This window comes from Paenibacillus plantarum, from assembly GCF_013141695.1.
GTDB lineage: Bacteria > Bacillota > Bacilli > Paenibacillales > NBRC-103111 > Paenibacillus_E > Paenibacillus_E plantarum.
Genome location: NZ_WHNY01000028.1, coordinates 1 through 12,666 on the forward strand (window position 1 = coordinate 1; position 12,666 = coordinate 12,666).

The 12,666-nt window shown below is 45.3% G+C and carries 8 protein-coding genes; all 8 read right to left on the reverse strand.

Annotated elements, in window-relative coordinates:
* Positions 1 to 1,925 (reverse strand): hypothetical protein (locus GC096_RS09305; RefSeq protein ID WP_171629974.1); only part of this gene is annotated, 1,925 nt, incomplete at its 3' end.
* Positions 1,926 to 1,994: 69 nt separating this feature from the next.
* Entirely contained in the window at positions 1,995 to 4,370 is a 2,376-nt protein-coding gene (locus tag GC096_RS09310; RefSeq protein ID WP_171629975.1) for a preprotein translocase subunit SecA, read from the reverse strand.
* A gap of 345 nt (positions 4,371 to 4,715) precedes the next feature.
* Positions 4,716 to 5,051, reverse strand: coding sequence for a hypothetical protein (locus GC096_RS09315; protein WP_171629976.1), 336 nt, complete (start codon positions 5,049 to 5,051; stop codon positions 4,716 to 4,718).
* Positions 5,023 to 5,244, reverse strand: a complete 222-nt coding sequence (locus GC096_RS09320; RefSeq protein ID WP_171629977.1) for a hypothetical protein — start codon at positions 5,242 to 5,244, stop codon at positions 5,023 to 5,025. The genes GC096_RS09315 and GC096_RS09320 overlap by 29 nt, the downstream gene beginning before the upstream one ends.
* Positions 5,245 to 5,393: 149 nt before the next feature.
* Entirely contained in the window at positions 5,394 to 7,289 is a 1,896-nt protein-coding gene (locus GC096_RS09325) for an ATP-dependent protease PrkA (protein WP_056624593.1), read from the reverse strand.
* A 177-nt stretch (positions 7,290 to 7,466) separates the two neighbouring features.
* Positions 7,467 to 9,755: a glycoside hydrolase family 95 protein gene (locus GC096_RS09330; RefSeq protein WP_216626076.1), complete on the reverse strand. Its 2,289-nt coding sequence runs from the start codon at positions 9,753 to 9,755 to the stop codon at positions 7,467 to 7,469.
* Positions 9,756 to 9,766: 11 nt separating this feature from the next.
* Positions 9,767 to 11,602, reverse strand: a complete 1,836-nt coding sequence (locus GC096_RS09335; RefSeq protein WP_171629978.1) for a cache domain-containing sensor histidine kinase — start codon at positions 11,600 to 11,602, stop codon at positions 9,767 to 9,769.
* Positions 11,599 to 12,618 (reverse strand): response regulator transcription factor, encoded by a 1,020-nt coding sequence (locus tag GC096_RS09340; RefSeq protein ID WP_171629979.1) that lies wholly within the window; start codon positions 12,616 to 12,618, stop codon positions 11,599 to 11,601. The genes GC096_RS09335 and GC096_RS09340 overlap by 4 nt, the downstream gene beginning before the upstream one ends.
* Between the last annotated feature and the right edge of the window lie 48 nt (positions 12,619 to 12,666).

Here is a 12,666-nt window from a genome sequence, read left to right on the forward strand (position 1 = left end):
CCACCGATCACATTCTGAAGCGAAGCTGGAGCCACCGTTTCACGAGAGTAGTCCGACAAACTGTCACTGGTTGTATCATAAATTACGGTATCGCCTACTACAACCGTAGCTTCAGTACCTAACGTTACGCGAAGCGTCGTCGAATTTTGCCATTCTGCGCTGCCGTCTGTACCTAACGTGTGTCCAGAGATCGTTGACAATTTGTTAAATGTCGCTAAATCCCCACCCACCTTGTTCGTCGGCGCATTAAAGACGATATCAAAAGACTGCCCGCTATGACGATAAGTACTAGAATTATAATTCGCATCAGATGCGGTGATCCCCAATAGATTTGTACCAAACGACCCTTCATCAATCGAATGAGAAGCTTCACTAACAGCGCTTGTGCCTGCCGCATTTTTCAAGCCTGCGCTTTGATCAATGGCGATCGCATCACCCTTATACAACACAGCATTTGTATCCAAATAAACAACCAATGTCTGGTTGCCAGTCCAAGAAACGCTAGGAGCCGTTCCTAAAGAACGTTCAGCAGGAAGGGTCAATTTCGATAGCACATTACTAGTGTTAATGGTTTGATTAGTCGCAATATCAAAAGCAATTGTTAATGTATCCCCAGCGCCAGCGCCGTTCTCGGATGCACCCGCTTCCGCTGCCGTGATGCTTGTAATCGCCGGCACTTGCAAATTCGCAAGTGTAATTGCAACATTACCTGCGCTTCCATTAGCTTTACTCGTATCGAAGTAGTTAACAAACATATTGTTGTCAAATGCTGCAACTTTCAATTCCATTGGTGTAACAGACTCATTCGTAGCCGTAGTTACAGGCTTAAAACGTCCTGTGAATACGCCCGTAGTTGGCCCTGTTTCCGTCAAAGTCAAAGTCAAGCCTGCTACGTCGTCCACAGAGGATACAATGACTATCCCCGAATCCTGAACTGCCGGATTCACATCCAAATCCGTATCATCCAATGATACTTCGATAACTTCCTGACCGTTTACGTTCAGCCTTTCATACGAAATAACCCCCGTTTTCTTGTCCTTGCGCTGCATCGTAGCCGTGGAGGTCGCATTCGCAGTGTTGTCCGCCTTATAAGCGTCAGTGTAGGTCACTGTCACCTGCTCCAGATTTGTTACCGCCTGAATAGCTCCAGCGCTGCTAGCCCCTGAAGTAATCGTGAACGTGCCCGTAAATACACCAGTATTGCCAGCTTCCGTTAAAGTTACTGCAATACCTGGAGCATATGTTGCAGAAGCGACATTAACATCGAGTGTTTTATTGGGAGTGGTAGTAATTAGATCCGCGTCGTTCACCGTAATCGTTACTGTCTCGCCTACGACGGCGTAATTTTTATCAAGCGTAACTGTCCCAGTCACATGATCTTTTCTAGTAATGGTTCTGGCAATCGGATTGAGAGTAGGCGAATGCGTGTCCGAATCAACGACAGTTACCTGGTTATTGTTCTGCACTCTGATTTCAGTACGGTTAAGGTCATTCGAATCTATAACCGTGCCTACATCTACAAGTTTCAATGAACCTGTGAATACGCCAGAGTTAGGATCAGTTTCTGTAAGTTTAACACTAATTGTTTGACTATCATCAGGAGAAGAGACGACGACATAAGTTGTTTCCCTAACACTAGAATCAGCGTTCAAATGGACATCGCTGCCAGTCGTATCGACTGTTATCGTCACGCTCTCTCCGGCAGCCGCATAAGAAGCGCTAACCGATAAAGCAGCTGGAATAATAGCAGAAGCATAAGCCGTTTGAACAGGTAAAAGCGGCAAAAGAGACCCCACCGCCATAATTCCTCCAGTGATGACAGCCGTCTTGTTTTTGGATGAAGTGCCCTTACTTCTTCGCTTAAACTTGGCGCTTGGCTGATTGACTTCTTTTTCATCTTGGTTGTGATTGTTGTTATCCGACATGTTAGCCTCCTATAAATGCAATCAAATTTTACTTAATCTATGATAAATTGAGAGAATAACCAGTCTGTATCAACAAGCTACGTTTGGCCTAAGGCGTTGCAGCTGAAGCCAAACGTTACGCAAGCTGTCCTGACGGATGGCATGCATCATCTCTTCAAACATCGTTGAAATTTCTTTTTCAAACTGTATGTAGGGATCCATGTTGCCATAGGCCTGTAAGCCGACACCCTTTTTAACCTCTTCCACAGCTTCTATGAAATTCATCCAGTGAAGATCTAAGGCTGAAATCATCGCCTGCCTTTCCACCTGATGAACACTCTCACCGCAAAGCTCCGTTATTTCCTCGAAAATTAAGGAAATTTGAGATGCAAGACTCACTGTTATGGTGTCTGCCGTCACCTCATCTTGGAATTCCAGCTTGAGGGGCCTCCGATCGGGAAAAACACTTCGAACTGCTGCCATAATCCCCGCAAAATTGAACGACTCCGCTGAGTTTGAAAAGAAGCCCTGAACAATGTTCAAAATCACATCTGGTATAGAGTCTGTTAACTTGGCATGTACCTCTCCTGTTTCCAGAAGCGCGTCCCTGATCGAATACATCGCCAATCTTTGAAGATTAAGCACACAATCGAAGGCTAGGAGTTGTTTTCTCATGAAAAAATGTTGCGATTCTACTTGTTTCTGAGCGTCACTGATTCCTTTGAAAAAACGTTTTCGAGGGATAGGCTCTAACAAATCGAAATTAGCGTTTTCCAATTCATCCAACAGTCGTTCCGGATAATACTGCCATAACATTTCGTCTTCCAACGAAGCATAAAATCTTGAATACCCCGGATCTCCTTGACGCCCGCTGCGTCCACGAAGTTGGTTGTCGATTCGAGAAGATTCATGGCGGGAAGTACCTAAAACATATAGCCCGCCAAGCTCTTTTACACCAGGCTCAAGTTTGATGTCAACCCCTCTTCCAGCCATGTTCGTAGCAATCGTGACTGCGCCATACGCCCCTGCCTGTTCAATAATTTTCGCTTCCTCGTCAATATGCTTTGCATTTAATAATCGATGTGGAATTCCTGCTACGGTAAGCATTGAGCTTACATATTCGGACCTTTTGATATCCGCTGTTCCAACAAGCACAGGCTGTCCGGTTTCATGGATACGTCTTATATCATTTATGACTCTATTAAATTTCGCTTCTTCCGTGAAAAATAATAGATCTCGCAAATCTTTGCGAATGACAGGTCTATGGGTAGGAATTCTCACAACATCTATACCGTAAATATCACGAAGCTCGTCCTTGGATTCCATCGCAGTACCCGTCATGCCGCATATTTGGGCATACATAGCGAAGAAGTTTTGCAAAGTTATCGTTGCAAGGGTCTTTGGCTGCCCTTGAACCAGAATTCCCTCTTTGGCTTCTATGGCTTGATGTAGTCCTTCCATAAACCTTCTTCCTAACATAGGTCGTCCTGTGCTCGGATCGATAATAACGGCTTCCTCGGATCCGTCATCATGGCGGATAATGACATAATCAACATCTCGTTTGAAGACATAGTTTGCTCGTAATGCCTGAACAATATAATGATAGAGTTCCGAATGCTCTTGCTTTGTCAGATTATCAACAGAAAAAAGATTTTCACAATAATCCATTCCTTCTTCCGTTAACACGACATGTTTATGGGACTCCACGATCTGAACATGGCTTTCGCTAAGTTTTTTTATTTTTTCGTCAATAAAAAATAAATACTGTTGCCCACTACCTGGAGGCGCCGAAATAATCAAGGGAGTGCGCGCTTCATCTATTAGGATACTGTCCACTTCATCTATAATGATATCGTATAAACCACGCTGAACCTTTTCACCTGTGCTCAGCACCAAATGATCCCTTAAATAATCAAACCCAAGCTCCACATGAGTGGAATAAATAACATCTTGTAGGTACTCTGCCTTCCTTACAGCAGGTGACATTCCAGCAATGATGCAACCAACGGTAAGTCCAAGCATGCGAAATATGTCTCCCATTTTGCGACTATCCCGCTCAGCCAAATATTCATTTACTGTAGCAATATGTACGCCGTGCCCTTCCAAAGCTTGCAAAAATGCAGGGAACACAGCGGTTACTGTCTTGCCTTCCCCTGTTTTCATTTCAGCAATATGCCCTCTGTAAAGCATAATTGCCCCGTAAAGCTGGACATCGTGCACAACAATTCCTAAGACTCTACGGCATGCAAGCTTGACTAGAGCATATGCCTCAGGTAGCAGAAATTCTCCGGCTGTTCCACTTCGGATTTGTTCGGATAGTTCTTTTGACCGATGTTGCAATTCTTCATTTGCCAAACGTTCTTCCATCGCTAAATACAGATTATTGATTTCACTAATGATAGAGACAATATCTACCGGCAATTCCACTTGATTTCTAGTTATATTTTTGAATAATCGGGCAAGCATCTACCTGTCACCCCCTTCTGTAAAGATGCCTTCTATATTTCGACATTACCGTCATAATGCTACAAGTTAATATATATCTTACAAAAAGATAGATCATTGGTCCTAATTATAACTAACAATGGTTAATATAGCTATCCATACACCAAATAAAATAATCCAAAAGACCTTAATTTTGTATTTAATACACCAATCAGACATGGGTCACACTTACTATTGCTTTAAATTCAATTAAAAATCTTGTCATAATATGTTTTATTCGACACATTTCTTCCCGCGATTCAATAAAAAAAGAAACCTCATTGGCATTTTTTTGCACAAGAGGTATTCATAGAATTAGATGCTATCCTAGTTTTTCTTGTTATTTCTAAATCCCATCAAATCGCACAGCCCTACGAAAAAAACAACGATGGTTGTGAGAACGATTAGTCTGAAATCCCAAGCATTCGGAAACTCATTCATTTTGGTATCTGTCGCACGGAGAATAAGAACAAAAAACAATAAAAGTAAATCGAAAAACATGCAATAAGCCATCCTTGCTGAGAGTTTATGAAGTGGGAGTTTGTCCATCATTTTGCCGAATCCAAATAAATCGTTCCACTTCCCGGATTCAGACTTCGACTTCTGGGGGGTGTTGTCTTTATCCTCTTGTTTATCAGCGATCGGCTTTGGCTCGGTTGACATTCTCCTTGCCAACTCCCTGCAATGACTCGGCTGCATCCTGCCACATCAGAATAGCCCCTATGAAGCTTACACCTGCAATGAAACTCCCCCCCAACGGTGACAATAGCGATGGCTCCCAGGTCAAGATGATAGCTAGAAAGCTTACTACGATTAAAATATAAGCGCCTGTTATTTTCATTGAGTTCCTTGCCATGATCTTCTACACCTCCTCTATTATGAAGCTAAAGTAGTATATGAGAGATTAATAGATTTCGTGTTAGGCAACAATCGGCATCCTCTGCACAGGGAAAAAGACCTAAGGGGTCGTCACCCACTCAGGTCTTTGGCTTCAAGCGTATTCGCCTATCTGTTCAATAAGCTTCCTACATACCGCAGTAATTCATTGGCACAAACTGGGCAGTATCCATGCTCGTCGATGAGCTGCTTCGTCACATCATTAATTTTCTTCAGCTGCTTCTCATCCGGTGTTTTCGTTGAGGTCGTAATCTTCACGATGTCCTTCAGATCTGCGAATAGCTTCTTCTCAATCGCCTCACGCAGCCGCTCGTGACTACTATAGTCGAACCTTCTGCCTTTGCGTGAGTAAGAGGAGATGCGGATTAAGATTTCTTCGCGGAATGCTTTTTTCGCATTTTCCGAAATACCAATCTGCTCTTCAATGGAACGCATGAGGCGCTCATCTGGATCCATTTCCTCGCCGGTCAACGGATCCTTGATTTTACCCCAGTTGCAGTAGGCCTCAATATTATCTAAGTAGTTGTCGAAAATAGTTCTAGCCGACTCCTCGAAGGAGTAGACGAACGCTTTCTGTACTTCTTTCTTGGCAATATCGTCGTATTCCTTACGGGCAACAGAGATGAAATTCAGGAAGCGCTCCCGCTCATCCTTGGTAATCGATGGATGCTGATCCAGACCGTCTTTCAGAGCTCGCAGCACATCTAGGGCGTTAATACATTGGAGATCCTGACGGATCAAGGCACTTGAAATTCGGTTAATAACATACCGTGGATCAATTCCGCTCATGCCTTCTTCTTGATATTCATTTTGCATTTCCTTCAGATCAGCCTCTTTGTACCCCTCGACGACTTCACCGTCGTACATGCGCATCTTCTTGATCAAATCCATCCCTTGCTTCTTCGTTTCCTTCAAACGCGTGAGAATCGAGAAGATCGCGGCCACACGAAGCGCGTGCGGGGCAATATGGATGTGCGACATATCACTCTGTCCGATAAGCTTATAGTAAATTTTTTCTTCATCGGATACACGCAAATTATAAGGGATCGGCATAACAATCATACGAGACTGCAAGGCCTCATTTTTCTTATTCGCGATAAAAGACTTATACTCCGTTTCATTGGTATGCGCAATGATCAACTCATCTGCACTGATCAGGGCGAAGCGACCCGCTTTGAAATTCCCCTCTTGCGTCAGTGAGAGTAGATTCCAGAGGAATTTCTCATCACATTTCAGCATTTCCTGGAACTCCATGATCCCCCTGTTCGCCTTATTCAGCTCGCCATCGAAACGATACGCACGCGGATCCGACTCAGAACCAAACTCTGTAATCGTTGAAAAGTCAATGCTTCCCGTTAAGTCGGCGATATCCTGCGATTTGGGATCGGAAGGACTGAAAGTACCAATCCCTACCCGGCCTTCTTCGGAGACAAAAACACGTTCCACATGCACATCTTCGATACAACCGTTGTACTCCGTTTTCAACCGCATTTGGCACGATGGGCATAAGCTGCCTTCGATTTTCACATTCAACTCGCGCTCAATCTCTGGTCTCAGCTCCATCGGAATCAAATGAAGCGGCTCTTCGTGCATCGGACACCCTTTGATCGCATAGACTGCCCCTAAATCCGTTTTGGCAAACTGCTCTAATCCGCGTTTCAACATGGTCACAATTGTGGATTTCCCACCGCTTACAGGACCCATTAGCAACAAAATACGTTTGCGAACATCTAATCGACGGGCAGCGGAGTGGAAATATTCTTCCACTAGCTTCTCAACGGCACGATCCAGACCGAAAATCTCTTGATTGAAAAATTTGTAGGATTTGTGGCCAACTTGATCGTTGATACCTTGCGAAGCAATCATGTCATAGACCCTAGAATGCGCAGTTCTCGCGAGTCCAGGATTACTGCGAAGCAATTCTATGTACTCCGCGAACGTACCGGTCCAGCTCAATGAATCCTTCTCCGTACGATGCTCTGAAATTCTTTTGAATATGTCCATGGGTACCTCCTTTCACTGCTGCCTTTAATGGCAATAGGTCAGCTCGTGATGGTGAATTGTGTACTACAATCCTATGCACCCAAGAAGGATAACTTGCCCGAAATTTTAAAATGTAACGGATTTCTCTGTTCCCGATTTTTGAAAATGGAAATGACTAGGAATCCAAGTCAATCTTCCCTATTTTCTGAAAATTTCATATGTGCAACCCGCTTCGACTTGAAATTCGATAACCGAATGTTCTCTGTTCACCAAGATGTCTACGCCTCCACTACGCACCAGAACGGCTTCGCGCGTACGGATTCTGCATGTGCCAGAGCCTGCTGCATGGATCACCGCCTCCGATAATTCGCCATCGGACCATTTCAGATCAATCGTATATCCATTGCGCCCTCGCAAGCCGCTCACAGCCCCCTGTGGCCACGCTGACGGCAGGGCAGGAAGCAAACTTAACTCACCCGCATGTGACTGCATCAGCATCTCCACGATACCCGCTGTGGCTCCGAAATTGCCGTCAATTTGAAAAGGCGGATGCGCATCAAAGAGGTTGAGATACGTTGATTTGCGCAGCATATGGTTCAAGTGCGTATGCGATTGTTCGCCATCCTCAAGTCTCGCAAACATATTAACGATCCACGCGCTGCTCCAGCCCGTATGCCCCCCTCCGTTTGCCAATCTGCGCTGTAGGGTTGCTGCTGCTGCCTCAGCTAATTCTGGCGTTCGATGCGGGCTTATTTGCGTGCCAGGATGCAAGGCAAACAATTGTGAAATATGACGGTGACCAGGATCCTCCTCCGCATAGTCCTCCAACCATTCCATGATTTGACCGTGTCCGCCAATCTGAGGCTTAGGCAGCCGCGCTAGCAGCGCCGTGAGCTGTTCCCGCAGTTCTCCATCCACTTGCAGCTGATCGCTGCTCTGGATACAGGCTGTGAACAACTCATGGATGATCTGCGAATCCATAGCGGGCCCCATGGTCAATGCTCCTCTAGTTCCATCTTCCAATACGTACACGTTTTCGGGTGAGACAGAGGGGCCTGTCACAAGCTGTCCATTTGGCGCCTCCACCAAATAATCTACGAAAAAAGCCGCGGCTTCCTTCAAGATCGGATAGGCTCTCCCCCGTAAAAAATCCTTATCTGCCGTAAATAGAAATTGCTCCCACAGATGTAAGCTCAGCCATGCCGCTCCCATTGGCCAAATGACACATGTCGGAAATAAGCCCTCAGGCCGTGTTTCTCCCCATAGGTTTGTGTTGTGATGAGCGACAAAGCCGGAACATCCATACAAATCTCTTGCGGTTTGCCGTCCGCTCACCTGCATGCGTTCAATATGATCAAACAATGGCTCATGACATTCGGATAGTCCGCATACCTCTGCTGGCCAATAGTTCATTTGCGTATTGATATTAATCGTGTATTTGGACTCCCAAGGCGGTGTAAAGCTGTCATTCCATATGCCCTGAAGATTAGCGGGCAAGCATCCTGGGCGGGAGCTGGCGATCAGCAAATACCGTCCATAGTGAAAGTAAAGCTCCATCAATCCAGTATCCATATGCGAATGCGATTCCTGCATCAGCTTCAATCGCTCATCGGTTGCCAAGTCATCTAACGGATCCTGCTCCGTCAGTTGCAGACTCACCCGATTGAACAACCTTTGATAATCCTGAATATGCCGGCGCTCTAGTTCTTCCGTATTAAACTGCTCTGCGGCCGCGATATGCAGCTGACAGGCAGCTAATGGATCCGACTCTCGGAAGGTACTCGCTGCAGCAAGCAGCAACGTCACGGAACTAGCCCCTTCCACAGACAAGAAATCGCCAATAACAGAGACAGTCCCGCCCTCCGTTTTTGCCTTCAGCACACAGGCATATTCGACACCGTGCTTTCCGCATTCGCCGCTCATCCAAATACTGTCGGCCGATAAACGGCCCGTTTCACCCTCGTACGGTCTGCGATTCAGATTCGCAGAGAAGTTCAGTTGACCAGGTTGATCACATGTAAGTCGGATGATAATCGCTTGATCAGGGTAGCTCGCATACATCGTACGACGATAGCTGACTCCATCTACCTTATAGCTCGTCCGAGCTATGGCATTCTTGATATCCAACTCTCGCCGATAGTCTTCAACTTCACCCTTTTGGCCATGAAAATAAAGCCTCAGGTCTCCCAAAGGCTGATACGGATTATAATATTTGGGCGTGGAGAAAAGAGCCATTCGCGTTAATCGCGTGGCCTCCTCCACCTTCCCTTCGAAAAGCATCTCCCGAATTCCCTCCAAATGACGGGAACCATCGGGGTTAATCCCATCCTTAGGACCTCCGTACCAGATGGAATCTTCATTTAACTGAATTCGTTCCTCCTGTACGTGACCGAAGATCATCCCACCTAACCGACCGTTCCCGATCGGGAGGGCCTCCACCCACAACTTAGCAGGCTGCAGATACCACAGTTTCTCACGATTGTTCAAGAATACGCCCCCTATTCACCGCTTGGCTTATCACTCTGTTTAGGCGATGCAGGCATCACCATGATCATTTTGGTCCCTTGCTCAGCTACGCTTTCAATCCGGAGTCCATAGCTCTCCCCATAGACCATTTGAATACGGCGATGGACGTTCAGCACACCGATGCCACCTTTTTTGCCTGCTTCATCTGTTTCCGTATCCGCCAACCGATTAGCATTCAATTTCGCTTGGAGCTGCGTTAATTTAGCCTCCGTCATCCCTGAACCATTATCCTCAACACTGATCCAGAAAATCCCGTCAACAACGCCTCCGTCAATGCGAACGAAGTGATAATCTTCCAACCCGTCAGGAAAGGCATGCTGAAACACATTTTCGACTAAAGGCTGGAGGGTCAAACGAACCATGACATGAAGCAGATACTCCGGTTTTATAGCAACATCAATCTCGAAATCGCGGCCAATTCTGTGCTTCAAAACAACAATATAATACAAAACATGCTTCAATTCGTTAGCAACAGTAATCTCCTCGAGATTCGTTTGAACCGAGTAACGCAGCATGTATGCCAATGCCTTCACGATTTCAGATATTTCTTCTGATTCTTGAATCGTGGCATAGCAAACAATGGTCTCAAGTGTGTTGTACATAAAATGAGGATTGATCTGCAGCTGCAGAGATTGATACTCCGCTTTCTGGCGTTCCATCCGAATCTCAGAGTTGCTGATTTCAACCTGAACCACGCGGTCAACGGCTTCGGATAGCCGCTTCACCATCAAATTGTAGCGCACCATCAACTCAACAATTTCATCTTTGTGAGGAGGGAGTGGAATCGTAGCCCAGTTCCCCTTCTCCGTCTCTCTCATCCCGCTTTTCAACACTTGAATCGGCTTCGTAATCGATTTACCGAATCTGTACGCAAGTAAAATCGCCAACATCAATGTAAATAAACCGACAATCAACGTTGTCGAACGAATGTTCATTAAAGGCTTACGCAGTTCACGCAACGGCATAGATACGACAAGCTGCCAATCCGAATAATCAGACTTCCGACTCACATACATGCGTTCATCCCCCTCACTGCTGTCGATGAAGGAAGAAGTTCCTGCTTTTTCCATCTTTTCTACAAACGCTTTGGGGACATCGGACCCGACTTTCTCCCCATTGGGATGATAGATGTATCGGCCTTTATTATCAATGATAAATAAGTATCCATATTTACCTAGATCAATCCCTTTCCATAGGGCAGACAGATCCGCCGATCGCATCTCAATAGCGAGTATGCCACTCAGTTCAGGCGAGGTAAATCCTCGAAAACGACGAACTAACGTAAGCATTTGATTCTCTTGACCTTCAATGATCGTATGGTTCAAAATACTTAATTTACCGTCAGCAGCTGTATTGGCGAGAAAATATTCGCGCTGCTTCCGCTTATCCTCGGCGTTGAAGGATTGTTCACCTACACCGTTATAGTAATAGATGGCATTCAGTTCATCGCTAATTACATACACGGATGACAACTTTGGATTACGGATAAATAACGGATCGACACTCAGTTCGCGAATCGTTTTCCGAGCAATATAATAGTCATATTCCTCCCGGTCTGCCTTCAAATCTACAAACTCCATAACCTGTCTGTTTGTCAAAAGAGAGACAATCGACCGCTCATAATCCTTCAAATACAAATCCGTGTGATGAACCGCATTTCCGACGATTTGGTTCATTTGATTCTCAACCATCTCAGCTAACTCTCCGGAAGAAGTCATGTAGGAGAAGATGCCAACACTACTAAGCGAAAGAATGATAACAATCAAGAAATAAACGAATATTTTCTTCGTTAACCCTCTAATTTTCATTTGATACCCAATCCTGCACGATATTCAGAAGGGGATACGCCAACTATTTTTTTGAAGGTTTTTGTAAAATGCGGGTAATCGTCGTACCCCACATCTGTGGCTACATCCACGATTCGGACATAGGGAATGGCCAACATTTCCTTCGCTTTCATCATTCTTTTATTAATCCGATACTGAACAAAGGTCTCTTGGGTTACTTTTTTAAAAAGCGAGCTGAAATACGTCGGTGTCAATCCGACCATGGCCGCAACTTGATCCAACGTGATATCCTCAGATAATCTGCTGTCAATATAGCTTTTGGCCTCTTCCATCGGATCTTTAAAGCTTCCACTTCGAACGGCTTGCAAGCCCTTGGCCATTTGAATTAACCCTTTATTGAATATGTCAACAGCTTCCTTCACACTATCTGCCTGCAAATAGGCTTGCGCGATGGAAGGGGAGTAGTTACGGGCTTGGAAGCGCTTGACTAATAGGGCGTAACAATCATCCAATAGTTCTTTAAGTCCAGCCAGCGATAGTTGCACAGAGAGACAATAGTCACGCCAACGGTCGATTAAGCTGCCTAGCTCCTCCATTTGCAAAGCCCATATTTGCTGCTCCATCTGATCAATCCACTCAATATAACGGGAAGGCGGCATGTAGCCGCGTGAAGGCTCTTTGATTAACTGATTCAGCATGTCATGGACATCCGCTGTCGTAACAGGTTTTAACATATAATGACGTACACCATAATTCATACTTTTTTGCGCATATTCAAAATCACTATAACCAGATATCACAACGGTTTTGATTTGCGGGAAATCTTCATGAATGATTCTGCAGAGCTCTAACCCGTCCATTTTCGGCATACGAACGTCTACTAGCACAAGATCAGGCTCGCAAGCCCGAATTCGCTCCAACGCTTCCACGCCATTCTCAGCTGTCTGAATGCGTGAGAACGCAGGTTGGTACATTTCCGCCATCTTCACGATTCCTCTGCGTATGACAGGCTCATCATCTACGATCAATACATGCATGTTCAGACCTCCTACCCATGTCTCAGAATCAATATCCAATTATGATAA

What these genes read in the sequence shown, in the direction of transcription:
- GC096_RS09310 (WP_171629975.1), bottom strand. Translation starts at nt 4,370, where the DNA reads ATGCTTGCCCGATTATTCAAAAATATAACTAGAAATCAAGTGGAATTG.
- GC096_RS09315 (WP_171629976.1), bottom strand. Translation starts at nt 5,051, where the DNA reads ATGTCAACCGAGCCAAAGCCGATCGCTGATAAACAAGAGGATAAAGAC.
- GC096_RS09320 (WP_171629977.1), bottom strand. Translation starts at nt 5,244, where the DNA reads ATGGCAAGGAACTCAATGAAAATAACAGGCGCTTATATTTTAATCGTA.
- GC096_RS09325 (WP_056624593.1), bottom strand. Translation starts at nt 7,289, where the DNA reads ATGGACATATTCAAAAGAATTTCAGAGCATCGTACGGAGAAGGATTCA.
- GC096_RS09335 (WP_171629978.1), bottom strand. Translation starts at nt 11,602, where the DNA reads ATGAAAATTAGAGGGTTAACGAAGAAAATATTCGTTTATTTCTTGATT.
- GC096_RS09340 (WP_171629979.1), bottom strand. Translation starts at nt 12,618, where the DNA reads ATGCATGTATTGATCGTAGATGATGAGCCTGTCATACGCAGAGGAATC.